The organism is Achromobacter anxifer (assembly GCF_903652925.1).
Classification (GTDB): Bacteria; Pseudomonadota; Gammaproteobacteria; order Burkholderiales; family Burkholderiaceae_B; genus Achromobacter; species Achromobacter anxifer.
In genome coordinates this window covers 262,515-280,627 of record NZ_CAHLAR010000002.1, presented here as the reverse complement: position 1 = coordinate 280,627, position 18,113 = coordinate 262,515, and the positions used below count along the sequence as shown (strand labels likewise).

Here is an 18,113-nt window from a genome sequence, read left to right as displayed (position 1 = left end):
ACCGTGGATTGTCGGACGCCGGCCGTCACACTGGCCCCGCCAATCCGCCAGAAGACATGCACTTCCATGGCTTCCTTGCGGCCTGACGCAACTCGATCTTTCCCGCACCCGGAGTCCCTCATGAAAAAGCTATACGTCGCGGCGGCCGCCACGGCCCTGTCCGGCGCCGCCTACGCGCAATCGTCTTCCGTCACCCTCTACGGCCTTATCGATACCGGCATCGGCTACACCAATGTCGACGGCTCCTATACCGACCCCGCCACCGGCAACCGCACCCGCATCGACAGCAGCCGCATCGGTTCCACCACCGGCACCACCGCGGGCTCGCGCTGGGGCCTGCGCGGCAAGGAAGACCTGGGCGATGGCCTGTACGCGCTCTTCCAGCTGGAATCCGGCTACGACAGCCGCAACGGCAATTCGCTGCAAAGCGGCCGCCTGTTCGGCCGCGAAGCCACCGTGGGCCTGGGCAGCGCCGACTGGGGCGAATTCCGCCTGGGCCGGCAGTACAACATCGCCGCGCGCTACTTCTCCGGCATGTTCGGCTCGTCGTTCGGCGGTGGCTTCAATCAGCTGAACACCGGCGCGGGCCTGGGCTTCAGTTCGGCTTACTACGTCCGCTACGACAACCTGCTGGTCTATGAAACCCCGTCGATGGGCGGCTTCAAGGGCGCGGTGGGCTACGCCTTCAACGCCGACGACCGCCGCGTCGCCCAGACCGGCTTCGCCACCGCGGACAACACGCGCGCCATCACGGCCGGCCTGCGCTACGACAACGGCCCGCTCATGGGCTTCGCCACCTACGACCAGCTCAACGCCTCGAACAAGCTGAGCCAGGACCAGGTCGACGCCACGCCGCGCTCCTACATCATCGGCGGCTCCTACGACTTTGAAGTCGTCAAGGTCGCCCTCGCCTACAACCGCATGACCGACGGCTGGTTCGCCGGCAAGAGCTTTCCCAACGGCGGCAGCATAGGCTCCTTCGCCGGCACGCCGTCGTATGCCTTCGTGAAGGGCTTCCGCTCCAATTCGTACATGGTGGCGCTGGCCGCGCCGGTCGGCAAATCCGGCGGCGCGTTCGCCTCGTGGCAGCGCGCCGATGCCAACAACACGCTGCTGACGGGCGACGACGCCACCAGCAACACCTATAGCCTCGGCTACAACTACAACCTGTCCAAGCGCACCGACCTCTATGCGGTCGCGTCCTACACCACCAATTGGGGCTTCCAGGACAACGCCAAGGCCACCGAAGTGAACATGGGCATCCGCCACCGCTTCTAAGCTGGGCGCGTCCCCGCCTCTCTCGCTTTCATGACAAGCTGTATGCAGGGACTCCCTTGATCGTGCCCTCCTCCGCGAAGGGAAGGCCAGATGATCGCCGCGCGCCTTTCGGGCGCGCGCTTTTTTTGCGCCAATGACGCTTGCCCGCGGCCCTACACCGGCTTGCTCAGCCCGCAAGCGGCGCTGCGCTCAGCATGTAGCTGCCGCCCCGTATCGTATGCAGCAGTCTCGGCCCGGGACCGGCATCGACCTTCCTGCGCAATCGGCGCATCGCAACCGCCACCGCATGGGACTTGAAATCGCGCTTGTCGTGAATGTGCAGCTTCATCTTCCAGACCTGCTCGGCCAGCTCCCATCCCAGGCACACGACGCCGGGCCGCTGCATCAGGAACATCAGCAGATCGAATTCCTTCGGCGTCAGCGGCAGAAGCTGCCCGTTGCGATAGGCACGGCAACGCAGCAAGTCCAGCTCCAGGTCGGCAAGCCGCAAGCTGGGACTGGACTCGGGAGGATTGATTACCGGGAAGGCAAGCACGCCGGGCTTTCCTGCTTCGCCCTGGCGGCTATCGGCGCAACGCGTTCTGGCGCTGCACTTCAGCCTGATACTCAGGCCCCGAGCGCAGCCGGTAATACTCCGCAAACGCCGCCTTGTACTCCAGGCTGTAGATGTCCGGCGTCTCTTCGCCGCGCCAGTACCGGTCCACGCCGGCGCGCTTCCACAACGCCAAGTCGGCCAGCACTTCGGCGCGCGTCAACGACGGACCGTAAGGGCTGGCCAGGCCTGCCGGCGGCGGCGCCGCCTGGGCCAGCGCGGCGCCCGAGGCGGCGGTCGACAGCGCCAGGATCAATGCGGCTTTGCGGATCATCTGCATGCGTAACTCCTATGTATCGTGCCGGAAATGCACGCACCGATTCTAGGAAGGCGAGGCAGACAGAAAGCGGATAGCGGGATTACGTTTTTGACGGGCTGGAGCCGCTGCGACCGGGATTTCCGGGATGTCGTACACGGGTTATCCCCGATACGGGCATATCAACAAATCGTCAATAATTCGCCAACGTTTTGTCACCGATCCGTCCCCATCCCGTCTAGCCATGCCTGTATCCGTCCGGGACGCCATAGTTTCCTCATCCCATCTGGCCTCTTCAGCCCCCGAGCTCTCCGAAGTCGAGTTCGGCCTGATCATCGCGTCGCACGCGTTCAACCGCTGGATGGTGCGCTGCATGGCCTGTGCCGGCCTGCCCGAGCTGACCTCGCTGGACATCCTGGTGCTGAACCACGTGTTCCATCGCGGCCGCGGCAAGAAGCTGGCCGACATCTGTTTCACGCTCAATGTCGAAGACACCCATCTGGTGAACTATTCGCTGAAGAAGCTGGAACGCCTGGGCGTGGTGCAAAGCGCCAAGACGGGCAAGGAAGTGATCTACACGGCGACGGACGCCGGCGCGGCCGCGATCCAGCGCTACGCCGAAGTGCGCGAGCAATGCCTCGTCAAGCCGTTCATCGAATCCCCTGCCGCGGACGACGCCAGCCATCAGCTGGCCAACACCCTGCGCGCCCTCTCGGGCCTGTACGACCAGGCTGCCCGCGCCGCCACCTCCCTGTGAGAATCCACGTTGTCTAGCACCACCGCTTTTGCTTCCGCCCCGCTGCTGTCCGTGCGCGGCGTGTCGGTCGACTTCAATACCGAAAACGGCGTGTTCCGCGCCGTCGACAACCTGGATTTCGAGGTGCGGCCCGGCAGGACGCTGGCCATCGTCGGCGAGTCGGGCTCGGGCAAGTCGGTCACGTCCATGGCCATCATGCGCCTGACCGACTACACCAGCGGCCGCATCGCCACGGGCCAGATCCTGTTCCGCGACGGCGCCGACCGCGAGATCGACCTGACCGCGGCGTCGGATGAAGACATGCGCGCCATCCGCGGCAACGACATCGCGATGATCTTCCAGGAGCCGATGACCTCGCTGAACCCGGTGTTCACCATCGGCGACCAGATCGTCGAGGCCATCATGCTGCACCAGCAGCTGTCGCGCACGGGCGCGCGCCAGGCGGCCCGCAAGCTGCTGGAGAAAGTGCGCCTGCCCGACGCCGAACAGATGCTGGACCGCTATCCGCACCAGCTGTCGGGCGGCATGCGCCAGCGCGTGATGATCGCGATGGCGCTGTCGTGCCAGCCGCGCCTGCTGATCGCCGATGAGCCGACCACCGCGCTGGACGTCACCATCCAGGCGCAGATCCTGAACACCATCCGCGAACTGCAGCGCGACCTGGGCACGGCCGTGATCTTCATCACCCACGACATGGGCGTGGTGGCGGAAATGGCCGACGACGTGGTGGTGATGCTGCGCGGCAAGAAGGTCGAGCAAGGCACGGTGGATGAGATCTTCAACGCGCCCAAGCATCCGTACACCCGCGCGCTGCTGGCGGCGGTGCCGCGCCTGGGCAGCCTGACGGGCCGCGACCTGCCGCTGCGCACGCCGCAGACCGTGCTGGAAGGCGACACTCTGCGCGAAGTGGGCGAAACGCGCGAACAGGACACGGCGAGCTACGACGAACCGGTGCTGCGCGTGGAAAAACTGACCACGCGCTTCGACGTGGGCCACAACTTCTTTGGCCGGGTCACGCACCGCGTGCATGCCGTCGAGGAAGTGAGCTTCGACGTCTACCCCGGCGAAACGCTGGCGCTGGTGGGTGAGTCCGGCAGCGGCAAGTCCACCATCGGCAAGACCTTGCAGCAGCTGGTGGCGCCGACCTCGGGCGCCGTGCGCTACAACGGCCAGGACATCTTCTCGATGGACAGCGCCGGCCGCCAGCGCCTGCGCCAGGAAATCCAGTACATCTTCCAGGATCCCTACGCCTCGCTGGACCCGCGCAAGACCGTGGCCTTCAGCATCGCCGAACCGATACGCACGCACGACCTGCTGAGCGGCGAGGACGCCATCGCCCGCCGCGTCGGCGAGCTGCTGGAGCAGGTCGGCCTGAAGCCGGAGCACGCCAAGCGCTATCCGCACGAGTTCTCGGGCGGCCAGCGGCAGCGCGTGTGCATCGCCCGCGCCCTGGCCAGCAACCCCAAGCTGATCATCGCCGACGAGTCGGTGTCGGCGCTGGACGTGTCGATCCAGGCGCAAATCCTGAACCTGCTGATGGACCTGCAGAAGGACCGCGGCCTGTCCTATCTGTTCATTACGCACGACATGGCGGTGGTGGAGAAAGTCAGCCACCGCGTCGCCGTGCTGTACCTGGGCCAGATCGTCGAGCTGGGCACCCGCCGCCAGATTTTCGAATCGCCGCAGCACGCCTACACGCGCAAGCTGCTGGCCGCCGTGCCGGTGGCCGAACCCGGCCGCCACATCGACACCTCGCTGATCGAAGGCGAGATCCCCAGCCCGGTGCGGCGCGTCGGCGACGAGCCCGCCATCATTCCCCTGGTCGAATTCGCGCCCGGCCACCAGGTGGCCCGCGCGGCCTGAGCCGCAACCCTTTCCACGTCGGTCCGCCCGACTTCCCGTCCCTGGAGTTGAACATGCTCTCCCTACGCAAAACCTTCACCGCCACCGCCCTGGCCCTGGCGCTGGGCGGCGCGCTGCCCGCAGCCCTGTCGGCCGCCCATGCCGCCGGCACGCTCAATGTCGCCATCAACCAGGACCCGGGCAGCTGGGATCCGATCGACACCTTCGTGACCTTCTGGGGTTCGGTGGGCAGCAACCTGTATGACGGCCTGACCATGCGCGGCGCCGACCTGAAGCTGCAGCCTGGCCTGGCCACCAGCTGGGAGTACCTGGACGACAACAAGCGCCTGCGCTTCAAGCTGCGCGAAGGCGTCAAGTTCCACAACGGCGAGCCCTTCAACGCCGAAGCCGTGAAGTTCACCTTCGAACGCCTGCTGGGCGCGGAAGGCGCCAAGGGCCCGCAAAAGGCCAACTACGACTCGATCGGCGAGGTCAAGGTCGTGGACGAGTACACCGTGGACTTCATCCTGAAGCAGCCCGACCCCGTCCTGCTGACCAAGCTGGCCGGCTACGGCGCCATGATCGTGCCGCCCAAGTACATCAAGGAAAAGGGCGAGGACAACTTCAACATCAATCCGGTGGGCACCGGCCCATTCAAGTTTGAAAGCTACCAGCCCAAGGTCAACGTCACGCTGGCGCGCAACGACGACTACTGGGGCGGCAAGCCCAAGCTGGACAAGGTGGTCTACCGCTTCATCGGCGAACCCGGCACCCAGGTCGCCGAACTGCAGGCCGGCCGCATCGACATCGCCACGCTGATCCCGCTGGGTCTGATCGAAACCGTGAAGAAGTCGGGCAACGCCGACGTCATCTCCACCGGCGGTCCCGTCGCCTATGCGCTGCGCTACAACACCAAGAACGGCATCACCCAGAACCGCGACGTGCGCCGCGCGCTGATCATGGCCGTGGACCGCGACGCCATCGTCAAGCAGCTGCTGCTGGGCCAGGCCAAGACAATCGCCAGCTTCCAGGGTCCGCAGTCCTTCGGCTACAACCCCGAGCAGAAGCCCCTGCCCTTCAACCCCGCCGAAGCCAAGAAGCTGCTGGCCGCCGCCGGCGTGAAGCCGGGCGCCACCGTGCAGATCGACGTGCGCGGCAGCGATTCGAACTTCCGCGAAGTAGCCCAGGCCGTGTCGGGCTATCTGCAGGGCGTGGGCGTGCGCGCCACCATCAAGCCGTATGAAACCGGCGTGCTGCTCAACGACATCATCCCCGGCGGCAAGACCGGCGAGATGTGGCAGAACCAGTGGGGCGGCTGGACCTACGACTACGACAACACGGCCTACCTGATGTACCACACGGGCCAGAAGTGGAATCCGTACGACAACGACGCCAAGCTCAACGGCATGCTGGAAGCGCAGCGCACCGTCTACGACGTGAAGAAGCGCGAAGCCATGCTGCAGGAGATTGCCGGCTACGTGGCCGACCAGGCGCTGGAAATGCCGCTGTACAGCCTGAACACGATCGTCGGGGTGAACAAGCGCGTGAAGGATCTGGAAGTTCCGGGCGATATCCGCTTCCGGTTCCTGAACGCCTCTGTGGAGTAGGTCCCCCCGAAGCGCTGCGCGCTTCCCCCCAGGGGGCATGCCTATGGACCGGCAAAGCCGGCTCCATGGCATCCCGCTTGGGTAAGACCGGTTGCTGGTGGTGCGATGGCGCCATGAACGACCGAAAGGGCAGCTTTCGTATGGTATTGGCGCTGCCTTGACGCATTAACCCCACCGACCGTCCCGGCGCAAGCAGGGGCGGCCACTTATGACCGGATTTCTCATCAAACGCGTGTTGCAGGCCGTCTTCGTGATCGTCGCGGTGACGCTGCTCGTCTCCTATGCCGTGCGCCTGACTGGCGACCCCGCGCTGATGCTCAGCCAGGGCTCGGGCAGCGTGACCGAGCAGGACCTGGCCAATATCCGCCAGGCGCTGGGCCTGAACCGTCCTTTCTACGAGCAGTACCTGTCGTATATGCAGGGCCTGCTGCACGGCGATTTCGGCCGCAGCTTCATGGGCGGCACGTCCGTCGCCAAGCTGATCGGCGATGCGCTGCCGGCCACGCTGATGCTGGCCTTTACCTCGCTGCTGGCTTCCATCCTGATTTCGCTGCCGCTCGGCATCCAGGCCGCGATCAAGCGCGGCAAGGCCACCGACCAGACGATCCGCATCCTGTCGCTGGTGGGGCTGTCCTTCCCCAACTTCTGGCTGGCGCTGATGCTGGTGCTGCTCTTGTCCATCACCTTCCCGCTATTGCCGCCGTCGGGCTGGAGCGGCCCGGCCAGCCTGGTGCTGCCGTCCCTGACGATGGCCATCATCCTCAGCGCCACCAATATCCGCCTGGTGCGCACCACCATGTTGGAGACGCTGTCCGCGCAATACATCATGGTGGCGCGCAGCAAGGGCCTGAAGGAGCGCGTGGTGCTGTACAAGCACGCGCTGCGCAACTGCGCGATTCCGCTCATCACCTATCTGGGCCTGCAGTTCGGCGGCCTGATCGGCGGCATCGTCGTGATTGAAATGGTCTTCAACTGGCCCGGCCTGGGCACGCTGGCGTTCGACGCCATCTCGGGCCGCGACTACCCGGTGCTGCAAGGCACGGTCACCGTGCTGGCCGCCGTCATCGTCCTGGTCAACCTGATCGTCGACATCGCCTACGGCATCGTCGACCCCCGCATCCGCACGCGCTGAGCCTTATGCAGACTACTACCCCCACCGCCGCCGCTCCCAAGGCTGCCAAGCCCCGCAGCCGCTACCGCTCGCTGGAATTCGTGCTGGGCGCGCTGCTGACCGGCACCATGATCGCGCTGGTGCTGACCTCCGGCTGGCTGTTCCCCGACGGCGGCGAAGCCATGGACTTGGCCGCCCGCCTGACCGCGCCCTTCGCTTCCGCCGCCCACCCCTTCGGCACCGACCCGCTGGGCCGCGACGTGCTGGCGCGCGTCATCGTCGGCGGCAAGATCTCGCTGACGGTGGGCTTCGCCTCCGTCATCGGCGGCGCGCTGCTGGGCATCGTCATGGGCCTCATCGCCGGCTATTACCGCGGCTTCTGGGACATGATCGTCATGCGCTTTGCCGACGTGCAGCTGGCGCTGCCGTTCATCCTGGTGGCCATCACCTTCATCGCCATCCTGGGCGGCGGACTGTTCAACGTCATCTTCTTCATGATCGTGTCGCAATGGGTGCAGTACGCGCGCCTGGTGCGCGCCCAGGTCCTGGCCCTGCGCGAGCGTGAATTCGTGCTGGCCGCCCGCGCCTTCGGCGTGCGCGACCTGGCCATGATCCGCCACCACATCGTGCCGAACCTGCTGGGTCCGCTGGTCATCCTGATGACCCTGAACGTCGCCAACAATATCCTGCTGGAAAGCAGCCTGACCTTCCTGGGCCTGGGTGTGGATCCCATGATCCCGAGCTGGGGCGGTATGCTTGCCGACGGCCGCACGTATATGCAGACGGCCTGGTGGGTCAGCGTCTTCCCGGGCCTGGCCATCATGCTGACGGTGCTGGGCCTGAACCTGCTGGGCGACTGGCTGCGCGACCGCCTGGACCCGACCGGCAAGGTCTGAAGCCGCCGGTCCGCCTGAAAGGAATATCGAGTATGTCTTTGCTGGAAAAAACATTCGACCGCACGCTGGACGCCTGGACCCACGCCTACCTGGCGCCGGCCTGGCGCGGCGCGGTCGTGGAAGGCTGGCTGTTCGAAGGCGTCGAGGCGCGCCGCGCGGCTCAGGAGCGCCTGGCGCAAGCCGGCGTCACGGCGCGCTTTCGCAGCGCCTACAAGCCGCTGCTGCACTTCTTCCTGGAAGAGGTCGAGCGCGAAGGGCTGGCATCCGTCACAGTACGCTATCCCCTGCATGAACACGCCCAGGCCAAGCGCTTCACGCTGGAGGCCTATCCGCTGATCGCGCTGCTGCAAGGCGTGAACGTCACCATGCAGCCCGGCGCCTCCGACCTGCACTACGACGTCAGCCTCAACTACGCCGACGGCCGCAAGATCGAGACCCGCGTCTACGCCCCCAATCAGGTCGGTCACGCACAGGACGGCAAGCCCGAACTGTCCCCCACCGGCTGGCTGCGCGTGCGCGATGCCGAGGGCGCGTTGCAGACCGACGCCGCCCAGGCCACCGAATACCAGCAGGCGTTCCGCGCCATCGTCGACACGGTGCGCAACCATGCCTGGGGCACGCACGAACCCTATTTCGAGCGCCTGGAAATCCGCGTGGACCTGCCCGGCATCGACTTTGCGCTGCCCGTGGACGAAGAGATCGTCAGCACCTTCGAGGCCCTGCACGAAGACATCTATTTCTCGCTGCTGGAACACTTCCAGCAACATTCCGGCCGTCCTTCAGGTGACCGCGGCCTGCAGCCCGGCCAGATCATTCCGGACATCCGCCGCCATGACGGCGCGGCGCGCGTGCAGATCTCGCTGGAACACTTCGGCGCGCTGACGCCCGTGACCCCGGCCGCGCTCGGCGCGCCGCTGACGCAGGCGCGGGAGCCGCTATCCGCCGGACAGATCGCCGGCTGCATGGCGGCCTTCGGCGGCGATACCTTCCAGGCCGTATCGCGCCAGGGCCGCCCGGTGCTGGGCACCTACGTGCGCGGCCCCGGACCGGCCGTGTTCATCTCGGGCGCGCAGCACGCCAACGAAACCTCCGGCGTGGTCGGCGCGCTGCGCGCGGCGCAGGCGCTGGCCGCCCGCGGCGACGCCCACTTCGCCCTGATCGCCGCCGAAAATCCCGACGGCTACGCGCTGTTCAACCGCCTGCGCGAACACCATCCGCGCCACATGCTGCATGCCTCGCGCTACAGCGCGCTGGGCGACGACATCGCCTACCGCGAACGCGCCCCGTTCTTCGAGCGCGAAGGCCGCCACCAGGCGCACGCCATCAGCGGCGCGCAGCTGCACATCAACCTGCACGGCTACCCCGCCCACGAATGGACCCGGCCGCTGTCGGGCTACCTGCCGCGCAACTTCGAACTGTGGACCATCCCCAAGGGCTTCTTCCTGGTGCTGCGCCACCGTCCGGGCTGGGGCGACCGCGCCCGCCGCCTGATCGAAGGCGTCACCGAAAGACTGGCGCGCAACGTTCCCGGCCTGGTCGAGTTCAACGCCCGGCAGCTTGAACTATTTCAGGCGCATGCGCTCGAAACCGGATTCGACGTGCTGAACGGCATACCCGTGCAGGTCAGCGAAAGCGAACGCGAGGACCTGCCCCTGGCGCTGATTTCGGAGTTTCCGGATGAAACCGTCTACGGCGACCGTTTTGTTTTCGCGCATACTGTGCAGATGGAAACCGTCCTGGCGGCGACCGAGCTCTACCGCGCAGGGCTCTAGCGGCAAAAAGCCCGGCGCAGCCAAGGACCGCGCCGGCACCCGACCTGTAAAACCATTACAAAAATGAATATCCGAGAACGCAACCACGGCGATGACCTGGCCCTGGTGGACATCTGGCTCCGTTCGGTGCGCGCCACCCACACGTTCCTGACGGAAAAGGAAATCCAGGCCATGTATCCGCAGGTGCTCAACACCTACCTGCCTTCGGTGCGGGTGTGGGTCTGTGAGGACGATGCCGGCGAAGTCGCCGGCTTCATGGGCCTGAACGGCAACAAGGTCCAGATGCTGTTCGTGGACGCCAACAAGCGCGGCAAGGGAGCGGGCCGGCGCCTGCTGAATTTCGCGCGTTCGCTGCACGGCACCCTGCTGGTGGACGTGAACGAACAGAATCCCCAGGCCCATGGCTTCTACAAGCACTATGGCTTCGAGGACGTGGGCCGCTCGGCGCACGACGACGCCGGCCAGCCCCGCCCCATCATCCACATGAAGCTGGCGGGCTGAGGCCTACGGGCCTGCGCGCATTGAAAAGGGGCCCTGCGCGGGCCCTAGCTCCTGGACTGTTCCGGATGCCTGGCTCGCCAGGCTTTCAGCGCTTCGCGGTAGTTGTCCATGGCTTCGTTGTAGATGTCATAGACACAGGGAATGCAGCCGCTGTTGCAACACTCTTCGGGCGCGGGCGCTTCGGGCGGAACGGGCTGCGGGTCGTCTTCGGGGATCTGCTTGGTGCTCATACAAGAATCTTAGCGCCGATCCCCGGAACCCGTCGCGGCGTCCGCGGCGGACCATTCGGCGCGCAGGATTTCGTAGAGCCGCTTGCCGGCGCCACCCTCGCCGGTGGCGCCGATCTGGCGCATGCCGCATTTTTCCAGCACCCGGCAGGAAGCCGCGTTCCCTTCCATCGCCACCGCAGCCAGCGCATCCACCGGCAGGCGCCCGAACCCCAACGCCAGCAGCGCCTGGGCGATCTCGGTGGCGTATCCCCGGCCCCAGCTCGCGGGCAGGAAGGCATAGGCCACCTCGACCTCGTCGCGGCCCCGGGCCTGGGTGCGCTTCAAGCCGGCCCGGCCCGCCAGCGCGCCGGTGGCGCGGTCGGCCAGCACATACATGCCATAGCCCTGTTCGGCCCAATGTTCGACGTTTTGCAGCACATAGCGGCGGCTCGCCGACTCGCTGCGGGTGCCGCCCATGGTGGCCATGAGGCGCTCGTCGGCGTGCATGGCGGCGATGAATGGGAAATCGGTCTCTTCCATACGCCGGGCATGCAGCCTCGCAGTCTGGAAAGTGTCGGGGAGCAATGCGATGGACATGCGTTCAGCTCCGGCGCAGGCCAAGAAAGCTCCAGCGCACGTCGGCGCGGTCCAGCATGTCCTCGCGCGAACTGAGGTGGTGCGAGGATAGCCCGTGGCCGGCCGCCAGCGCGATCGTTTCCTGCGCCGACACGTCGAACATGCGGCGCCCCGGCGGCACCGGCCCATGCCGCAGCGACATCAGGATCTGGCCCTGCGGCGCCAGCAGCGCCGCCAGCGCCTGCATGCCCAGGCGGCGCTCGTCGGCGTCCAGGTGCATCCAGACGGCCGTCAGCATGATCACGTCGAACGCCCGGCCCTGCCCGCGCAGCAAGGCCAGGTCCGGCAAGGCATCGTCCACCCATTCCAGGTTGGGCAGCGCGTGGCGGCGCTGGCCTTGCTGGCGCAATTCAGGCGTGGGCTCGGCCGCCACCACCGCGTGGCCCATGCGCGCCAGGGCGGCGGCATCGCGTCCCGAGCCCGCGCCAATGTCGGCGATGCGCGCCGGGGCCGCGGGGATCAGGTGCGCCACGTCGCGGTGCACCTCGGCGAACGCGATGCTCTCGTACTGGTCCGCGAGAGCCTGCGCATTCTCGCCGTAGCCTGCCGTGCCCGATACCGAGGTCATTGCTGGCCTTCCGGACGCGCTTGGATCACGGCGGGCGGCCAGGTGGCCTTGATGGCGTCGTAGATGCGCTTGCCCACGCGGCCGTCCTGCGGCAGGTTGCGCCTGACCTGTTCCTCGCGCACGGCATCGCGGGTCTTGGTGCCCGGAATGCCATCGGCCACGCCGACGTCATAGCCCAGGCCGTAGAGCATTTCCTGCAATTCCTTGATCTGCGCGCGCGACAGGCCGGGGTCATCCGTGGGCCAGGCCGCGGCGAGGTCCGGACCGCCTTGCAGGCGGTTGAGCAGCATCGCCACCGCCAGGCCATAGCGGCGCGACTGGTTGTAGTGCAGGATGGCGTCGAAATTCACGGTCGCCAGGAACACGGGGCCGCCGGAGCCGGTGGGCGCGAACATATAGGCCTGCTCGTTGTTGCCCGACGGCAGCTTCAGCGCCGAACCGTTGCCCTGCTTCACGCCGGCCTGGGCCCACTGGGCGATCGTGCGGCGGTCCTGCGAGCCCACGTACTCGGCATCGGGCGAGGCCGGAATGGCGGCGGCCAGCTCAGCCGGCACGCGCACTTCGACCACGGCGGGCAGGCTGTGGGTCCACTTGGCGCGGCGCTTGCGCAAATGGTTGGCGGTGGAGGCCAGCGCATCGGGCAGCGAGTTGTACAGGTCGATCTTGCCGTCGCCGTCGCCGTCGGCGGCCAGTTCATAGAACGAGGTCGGAATGAACTGCGTCATGCCGAAGGCGCCGCTCCAGGAGCCGACGAAATTGTCGGCGGGCACCAGCCCATCGCGCAGCAGGCGCACCGAGGCGTAGGCATTCTTTTCCCACAGAGGCTTGTTCTCGGTGCAGGCGCGGGTCAGCCACGCGTCCAGCACATTGGTCTTGCCGACCTGGCGGCCATAGTTGGTCTCGATGCCGAAGATGGCGACCAGCGTGGCCGGGTCCACCTGGTATTGCTGGCTGATTGCCGACAACTGCGGGCCGTACTTGGCCATGACCGCGAGGCCGTCGCGCACGCGTTCCTCGTCCACGGTCTTGGCGATGTAGTCCCACCAGGCTTCGCGTCCCTCGGGCTGGCCCTTGGCCGATGCCACCGTGGTGGGCAGCAACTTGGCGTTGGCGGTGTACTTGTCCCAGTCCGCCTCGGTCAGGCCGTTGGCCGTGGCGCCCTTGCGCAGCTTGGCGATGCAAGCCTTGGTGTCCATTTCGGTCGGGATGATGACCGTGGGCGCGGCGGCGGCCGGGGCGGCGGTAGCGGCCGGAGCAGCGGTGGCTGCCGGAGCAGCGGTAGCAGCCGGGGCAGCGGTAGCAGCCGGGGCAGCGGTAGCAGCCGGGGCGGCGGCGGGCGTGGGCAAGGCTGCCGGCGCGGTCTGGGCTGCCGCAGGCGCGGGCAAGGTCGCCGGGCTGGCAGGCTGCACGCGGCCGGCCCGGTCGTCGAGCGGGGTCTGCTGCGTGTTGGCGGCGGGCGTCGCGGGTTCGTCGAAACTGCGCTTGGGCAGCACGCTGGGCTGGGGCTGGGCCGGCGCCGCCGGCTGGGCGCGCGATCCGGTGGCGGACGCGGGGCCCTGCGCCTGCGCGGCGCCGGAGGCGGCGGCCGCGAACACCGCGGCCATCAGCACGCGGGAGAAGGAGTCGATGGGAAGGCGTACGGAACGCTGACGCATGGCTGTCCTGAAAAATCGAAGTCAGCCGGGATCGTACCGCGACCGGGCGTCAAAATCGAACGCGCCGACGGCCAGCTGCCTTGCGCGTCGTCCGGGACGGGCGCGGCCTGGGTGGCGCCAGGCGCGGCCGGGCCGTTAGGCCAACTGGCGGGCAGCCGGCGCGGCGCGTTCGGGCGGCGCGCGCAGCACGCGCCGGCACAGCAGCATGGCGATCAGGCTGAACAGGGCAAAGCCTACTGTCTGGCCCGCCAGCACGCCTTCCGGGCCGCCGTAATGCGCGCCCAGCCAGACGAAGGGCAAGGTGCCCAGCGTGGCGCGCAACCAGCCGATGGCGGTGGAATACGTGGCGTACCCGAGGTTGTTGAACACCGCGATGGCGACGAAGTACAGGCTGTTGATGGCCCAGGCGAAGCTGCCAAAGCGGCAGAAGAAAACGATCAGGTCGCGCCCCGGCCCGCTCACCTCGAAGATGTCGGGCATCCACGGCGCCAACAGGGCCAGCAGCGTGGCTACCGAGAAGCCGTAGATCAGCGACCAGCGGGTGGTCAGGCCCACCGCCTGCTGCACGCGGTCCCAACGCCCCGCGCCCAGGTTCTGCCCCAGTATCGGCCCGATGGCGCCCGGCAGCACGAAGAACAGCGCGTAGGCCAGTTGCAGCACGCGGTCGACCACCGTGGCGCCCGCCATCACGCTGGAGCCAAAGCCCGCGTAGGTGGAGATGGTGAAGATCACCGCCGCGGGTGTGGACAAGGAGGTCAATGCGGCGGGCAAGGCGATCCGGCCTATCGCGCCCATATGCCCGCGCAGGGCGGCGCCTGCGGGCCAGGCCACCAGCCGGCGCCTGCCGAACACCAGCCAGGCGCCCAGCACCACGGTGGCCAGTCGGCCCACGCCGCCGGCCCAGGCCACGCCCTCCATGCCGCCGCCCAACACGAAGATGACTATCGGATCCAGCACGGCGACGGTTGCGGTGCCCGCCAGCAGCACCCACATGGCCTGTCGTCCCTGGCCGGCGGCGCGCAACAGGTTGGACAGCATCATGCCCAGGCCCATCAATACCGCGAACGGCGTGGTGATGAACACATAGGACAGCAGATGAGTGCGCACGTCCGGCGCCAGGTCGATGGCCGACGTAAAGGGGCCGATGGCCGCCAGCAGCAACGCGCCCGAGACCAGCGAGGCGGCCGCCATCAGGATCAGCGACGCGCCCGCCAACGCGCGGGCGCGCGGCCCATCGCCCGCCCCCAGCGCGCGCGACACCAGCGCCGCGCCGCCCACGGTCACGCCGATGCAGACCGACGTGATGGTGAACTGCGTCATCGACCCGAAGCCCACCGCGCCCAGCACCGCCTCGTCCTTGAGCGTGCCCAGGTACAGCAGGGACAGGAACTCCACCGCGAACACGGCCAGCATGCTGGCCCAGCCGGTCAGCACCATCTCAAGCACATGCGGGCCCATGGGGCCGGACACGAAGCGGGCGGTGGCTGAGGCAGCCGGTCGGTTTTCAGCAGACATGAGGCAATCGCATGGGCCGCGGGGCAGGTTGGAACAGGGTCAACGTCCGGCGGGCGCGAACCAGTACTGGAACACGCTGCCGTCATTCGAATACCAGGGCAGGAGGCCGATGGTGTCGGACTCGCGCTGCACCGTCACCAGAAGGCCGCCCGCCTCGGGCCGCAGCAGCGCCACGTGGCGCCGCACGCCCATGGACTCGTACTGGCGCCAGTCGTGCCGCACGCTGATCCACAAGCGGCCTTGCGTGCAGCCGGAAGCGCGCCGGATGCCGTCCGGCACCGAAGGCCGGGCGACGCCCGGCAAGGCGGCGGGATCCTGTGCGCCATTCAGTTGGACCAGGCGGCCTGCTGCGCGCGCGCCCTGCCCGTCCAGCGCCAGCACCTCCCAGCCGTCGGCCACGGGCTTGAACGCCACGGTAGCCTCGGGCCCGGAACGCCATTCCGGCAGAGGCGTATCGCGCATGCCGGGAAGATCCAGGGGGTACATCAGGAAATTGCGCAGATCATTCAGCTCGGCGGCATCGCGGTCGCCCGAAACGAATTTTCCCTGCGCCTGGTAGGCGCCGCTCAGGTCCGGGCATTGCGCCGGGTCCGCCGGCAGGGACGCGAGCGTGCCCTCCTTGAACGGAGGCCAGGCGACGGACACGCCGTCCACCCTGGACGAGCTACAAGCGCTCAAGGCCAGCGCGGCCAGCCCCAAGACGGCGAGCCTGCCCATATTCCACACGCCGCACGCCGCTGCATTCATGGCTGCCCCTTTGTTGCGCCAGCGGCCGGGCGGGCCCGCGCCGCGCTTACTGTGATCGGTCTGGCGTCGAACTATATCTGAATCCCGGCCGGCCAAATCCCAGCCGACCGAAACCCAACCGGCCGAAACCCAACCGGCCGAATCGCGGCCAGACTGATCCCGTGCGGCGTTGCCAAGCGCGCGGCGCGGGAGAATAATCGGCAACTCCCTTCCGACCCGCGCCATGACACCGTTCCGAGGCAAGCTCCGCATCCGGCATCTGGAAATCGTGCTGACCGTCGCCGAACTGGGCAATCTGTCCAAGGCGGCCGCGCAATTGCACAGCACGCAGTCCGGCCTGTCGCGCGCCATCGCCGAGATCGAGGAGCTGGTGGGCGCGCGCCTGTTCGAACGCACCGCCAAGGGCACGACCTGCACGCCGCTGGGCGAGACCATGTGCCGCCATGCGCGGCTGCTGCTGACCGATTTCCGCAAGGCCGAGATCGACCTGGCCGCGGTCTCGCGCGGCGATGAAGGCAGCCTGACGGTGGGCTGTTTTTCGATGTTCGCGGGCTGGCCGGTGGCCGAGGCCGCGCGCGCGTACCGCCAGGCCTACCCGCGCATCACCTTGACCATCGAGATCGGCACCCACGAACGGCTGATCGAGGACCTGGACGCGGGCGCGCTGGACGTGCTGATCAGCCGCTTCTCCGCCACCGTCAATCCGCAGATCTACCGTTCCACCACCTTGCTGGAGGATCCGGTGGTGCTGGCCTGCGCCACGCACCATCCGCTGGCCGGCCAACCCGGCGCCACGCTGGCCGACTACGTGGCCTACCCCTGGATCACCGCCCTGCCCGGCAGCCGCATCCGCGGCGAACTGGAAATGTCCCTGCGCCAGGCCGGTTTGGCGATTCCGGATATGATCGGCGCCCTGTCGCTGGAATTCGGCCGCGAAATGCTGCTGGACGGCCTGTATCTGTGGATGCTGCCCGGCAGCGTGGCGGCCATCCGCCAGGCGCGCGGCGAACTGGTGGTCCTGCCGGCCAGGCCGGCGCTGCGCAAGTCGCCGTTGGCCGCCATCTGGCGCCGCGACCGTCCCAGCACGCGCCAGGCGCGCGCCTTCGCCGCCCAGCTCCAGCTCGCCATCCAGGCCGACGCCATCGCGCTGACGGCCTGAGCCGCGGGGCGCGTGGCGCGTTATCCTGCACAGGCAACACTTTTTGATCGGAGCACCCATGTACGACTGGCTCAACGCACTGCCCAAGGCGGAATTGCACCTGCACCTGGAGGGCTCGCTGGAACCCGAACTGCTGTTCCAGCTGGCGCAGCGCAACGGCGTGGCGCTGCCCTGGCCCGACATCGAGTCCCTGCGCGCCGCCTACGACTACGGCAATCTGCAGGAATTCCTCGACCTCTACTACCGCGGCGCGGACGTGCTACGCACCGAGCAGGACTTCTACGACCTGACCTGGGCCTACCTGCTCAAATGCCGCGAGCAGAACGTGGTGCATACCGAACCGTTCTTCGATCCCCAGACCCACACCGACCGCGGCGTGCCCTTCGAGGCCGTGCTCAACGGCATCAGCCAGGCGCTGGAAGACGGCCGCAAGCAGCTGGGCGTGAGCAGCGGCCTGATCCTGAGCTTTCTGCGCCACCTGCCCGAAGAGCAAGCCATGCGCACGCTGGAAGCCGCGCTGCCGCACCGCGACGCCTTCATCGCGGTCGGCCTGGACAGCAGCGAAATGGGCTTTCCGCCGCGCCTGTTCCAGCGCGTGTTCGAGCGCGCCCGCGCCGAAGGCCTGCCCGGCGTCGCACACGCGGGCGAGGAAGGCCCGCCGGAATACATCTGGGAAGCGTTGGACCTGCTGAAGGTGCTACGCATCGACCACGGCGTGCGCGCCGCCGAGGATCCCCGCCTGATCGCGCGCCTGATCGACGAACAGATCCCGCTGACGGTCTGTCCGCTGTCCAACACGCGGCTGCGCGTGTTCGAGCACATGCGCGACCACAACATCCTGTCGCTGCTGGACGCCGGCGTAAAGGTCACCGTCAACTCCGACGATCCCGCGTATTTCGGCGGCTACGTCAACGAGAACTTCCACGCGCTGTACGAGCATCTGGGCATGTCGCGGGCGCAGGCCCAGGCCCTGGCGGACAACAGCCTGGACGCGCGCATCGCCAGATAGCGG

General features: G+C 67.6%; 18 protein-coding genes. 10 read left to right on the top strand and 8 right to left on the bottom strand.

All coding sequences use genetic code 11. From position 1 onward, the window contains the following. Positions 1-120: 120 nt before the first annotated feature. The gene (locus tag HWY37_RS06540; RefSeq protein ID WP_175209071.1) at positions 121-1,278 is read left to right on the top strand and encodes a porin; all 1,158 of its coding nucleotides are present in this window, start codon (positions 121-123) and stop codon (positions 1,276-1,278) included. 166 nt (positions 1,279-1,444) lie between these two features. Here HWY37_RS06540 and HWY37_RS06535 read toward each other — a convergent pair whose 3' ends face one another. Further along, the gene (locus HWY37_RS06535) at positions 1,445-1,813 is read right to left on the bottom strand and encodes a winged helix-turn-helix domain-containing protein (protein WP_175209070.1); all 369 of its coding nucleotides are present in this window, start codon (positions 1,811-1,813) and stop codon (positions 1,445-1,447) included. A 28-nt stretch (positions 1,814-1,841) separates the two neighbouring features. Continuing rightward, positions 1,842-2,150, bottom strand: coding sequence for a DUF4148 domain-containing protein (locus tag HWY37_RS06530; protein WP_176088179.1), 309 nt, complete (start codon positions 2,148-2,150; stop codon positions 1,842-1,844). 220 nt (positions 2,151-2,370) lie between these two features. On the opposite strand from HWY37_RS06530, the gene HWY37_RS06525 reads away from it, so the two are divergent. The 7 genes from HWY37_RS06525 (at position 2,371) to HWY37_RS06495 (ending at position 10,612) form a co-directional block, all read left to right on the top strand. Next, on the top strand, positions 2,371-2,883 hold the full coding sequence (locus HWY37_RS06525; RefSeq protein WP_175209068.1) for a winged helix DNA-binding protein: 513 nt from the start codon (positions 2,371-2,373) through the stop codon (positions 2,881-2,883). 9 nt (positions 2,884-2,892) lie between these two features. Then, positions 2,893-4,746: an ABC transporter ATP-binding protein gene (locus tag HWY37_RS06520; protein ID WP_343060945.1), complete on the top strand. Its 1,854-nt coding sequence runs from the start codon at positions 2,893-2,895 to the stop codon at positions 4,744-4,746. A 53-nt stretch (positions 4,747-4,799) separates the two neighbouring features. Beyond that, entirely contained in the window at positions 4,800-6,332 is a 1,533-nt protein-coding gene (locus HWY37_RS06515; protein WP_175209067.1) for an ABC transporter substrate-binding protein, read from the top strand. Between the two features lie 208 nt (positions 6,333-6,540). After that, positions 6,541-7,464 carry an ABC transporter permease gene (locus HWY37_RS06510; RefSeq protein ID WP_175209066.1) on the top strand — a complete coding sequence of 308 codons (924 nt, stop codon included), beginning with the start codon at positions 6,541-6,543 and terminating at the stop codon, positions 7,462-7,464. A 5-nt stretch (positions 7,465-7,469) separates the two neighbouring features. Beyond that, entirely contained in the window at positions 7,470-8,339 is an 870-nt protein-coding gene (locus HWY37_RS06505; protein WP_176088178.1) for an ABC transporter permease, read from the top strand. Between the two features lie 32 nt (positions 8,340-8,371). Next, complete coding sequence (locus tag HWY37_RS06500; RefSeq protein ID WP_176088177.1) at positions 8,372-10,111, top strand: M14 family metallopeptidase; 1,740 nt, start codon at positions 8,372-8,374, stop codon at positions 10,109-10,111. A gap of 63 nt (positions 10,112-10,174) precedes the next feature. Further along, the gene (locus tag HWY37_RS06495) at positions 10,175-10,612 is read left to right on the top strand and encodes an acetyltransferase (protein WP_175209063.1); all 438 of its coding nucleotides are present in this window, start codon (positions 10,175-10,177) and stop codon (positions 10,610-10,612) included. A gap of 44 nt (positions 10,613-10,656) precedes the next feature. Here the strand turns inward: HWY37_RS06495 and HWY37_RS06490 are convergent, their stop codons facing one another. The 6 genes from HWY37_RS06490 to HWY37_RS06465 form a co-directional block, all read right to left on the bottom strand. Then, positions 10,657-10,842 carry an oxidoreductase-like domain-containing protein gene (locus tag HWY37_RS06490; RefSeq protein ID WP_175209062.1) on the bottom strand — a complete coding sequence of 62 codons (186 nt, stop codon included), beginning with the start codon at positions 10,840-10,842 and terminating at the stop codon, positions 10,657-10,659. Positions 10,843-10,851: 9 nt separating this feature from the next. Continuing rightward, on the bottom strand, positions 10,852-11,418 hold the full coding sequence (locus HWY37_RS06485) for a GNAT family N-acetyltransferase (RefSeq protein WP_176088176.1): 567 nt from the start codon (positions 11,416-11,418) through the stop codon (positions 10,852-10,854). Between the two features lie 4 nt (positions 11,419-11,422). Then, entirely contained in the window at positions 11,423-12,025 is a 603-nt protein-coding gene (locus HWY37_RS06480) for a class I SAM-dependent methyltransferase (RefSeq protein WP_176088175.1), read from the bottom strand. After that, a complete protein-coding gene (locus HWY37_RS06475; protein WP_176088174.1) occupies positions 12,022-13,680 on the bottom strand; it encodes a lytic murein transglycosylase in 1,659 nt (552 codons plus the stop codon). The genes HWY37_RS06480 and HWY37_RS06475 overlap by 4 nt, the downstream gene beginning before the upstream one ends. A gap of 135 nt (positions 13,681-13,815) precedes the next feature. Further along, on the bottom strand, positions 13,816-15,195 hold the full coding sequence (locus HWY37_RS06470; RefSeq protein ID WP_246302209.1) for an MATE family efflux transporter: 1,380 nt from the start codon (positions 15,193-15,195) through the stop codon (positions 13,816-13,818). Between the two features lie 39 nt (positions 15,196-15,234). Continuing rightward, positions 15,235-15,942 (bottom strand): hypothetical protein, encoded by a 708-nt coding sequence (locus HWY37_RS06465; RefSeq protein ID WP_246302208.1) that lies wholly within the window; start codon positions 15,940-15,942, stop codon positions 15,235-15,237. A 223-nt stretch (positions 15,943-16,165) separates the two neighbouring features. Here HWY37_RS06465 and HWY37_RS06460 point away from each other — a divergent pair, with 223 nt between their 5' ends. After that, entirely contained in the window at positions 16,166-17,101 is a 936-nt protein-coding gene (locus HWY37_RS06460) for a LysR family transcriptional regulator (RefSeq protein WP_176088173.1), read from the top strand. Between the two features lie 58 nt (positions 17,102-17,159). After that, on the top strand, positions 17,160-18,110 hold the full coding sequence (locus HWY37_RS06455; protein ID WP_175210946.1) for an adenosine deaminase: 951 nt from the start codon (positions 17,160-17,162) through the stop codon (positions 18,108-18,110). Positions 18,111-18,113 lie beyond the last annotated feature (3 nt).

Excerpts from the sequence above, each read along its gene's own strand:
- HWY37_RS06505 (WP_176088178.1), top strand. The coding sequence starts at position 7,470 with ATGCAGACTACTACCCCCACCGCCGCCGCTCCCAAGGCTGCCAAGCCC.
- HWY37_RS06480 (WP_176088175.1), bottom strand. The coding sequence starts at position 12,025 with ATGACCTCGGTATCGGGCACGGCAGGCTACGGCGAGAATGCGCAGGCT.
- HWY37_RS06510 (WP_175209066.1), top strand. The coding sequence starts at position 6,541 with ATGACCGGATTTCTCATCAAACGCGTGTTGCAGGCCGTCTTCGTGATC.
- HWY37_RS06465 (WP_246302208.1), bottom strand. The coding sequence starts at position 15,942 with ATGAATGCAGCGGCGTGCGGCGTGTGGAATATGGGCAGGCTCGCCGTC.
- HWY37_RS06485 (WP_176088176.1), bottom strand. The coding sequence starts at position 11,418 with ATGTCCATCGCATTGCTCCCCGACACTTTCCAGACTGCGAGGCTGCAT.
- HWY37_RS06470 (WP_246302209.1), bottom strand. The coding sequence starts at position 15,195 with ATGTCTGCTGAAAACCGACCGGCTGCCTCAGCCACCGCCCGCTTCGTG.
- HWY37_RS06495 (WP_175209063.1), top strand. The coding sequence starts at position 10,175 with ATGAATATCCGAGAACGCAACCACGGCGATGACCTGGCCCTGGTGGAC.
- HWY37_RS06515 (WP_175209067.1), top strand. The coding sequence starts at position 4,800 with ATGCTCTCCCTACGCAAAACCTTCACCGCCACCGCCCTGGCCCTGGCG.
- HWY37_RS06460 (WP_176088173.1), top strand. The coding sequence starts at position 16,166 with ATGACACCGTTCCGAGGCAAGCTCCGCATCCGGCATCTGGAAATCGTG.
- HWY37_RS06490 (WP_175209062.1), bottom strand. The coding sequence starts at position 10,842 with ATGAGCACCAAGCAGATCCCCGAAGACGACCCGCAGCCCGTTCCGCCC.
- HWY37_RS06475 (WP_176088174.1), bottom strand. The coding sequence starts at position 13,680 with ATGCGTCAGCGTTCCGTACGCCTTCCCATCGACTCCTTCTCCCGCGTG.
- HWY37_RS06500 (WP_176088177.1), top strand. The coding sequence starts at position 8,372 with ATGTCTTTGCTGGAAAAAACATTCGACCGCACGCTGGACGCCTGGACC.
- HWY37_RS06540 (WP_175209071.1), top strand. The coding sequence starts at position 121 with ATGAAAAAGCTATACGTCGCGGCGGCCGCCACGGCCCTGTCCGGCGCC.
- HWY37_RS06455 (WP_175210946.1), top strand. The coding sequence starts at position 17,160 with ATGTACGACTGGCTCAACGCACTGCCCAAGGCGGAATTGCACCTGCAC.
- HWY37_RS06530 (WP_176088179.1), bottom strand. The coding sequence starts at position 2,150 with ATGCAGATGATCCGCAAAGCCGCATTGATCCTGGCGCTGTCGACCGCC.
- HWY37_RS06525 (WP_175209068.1), top strand. The coding sequence starts at position 2,371 with ATGCCTGTATCCGTCCGGGACGCCATAGTTTCCTCATCCCATCTGGCC.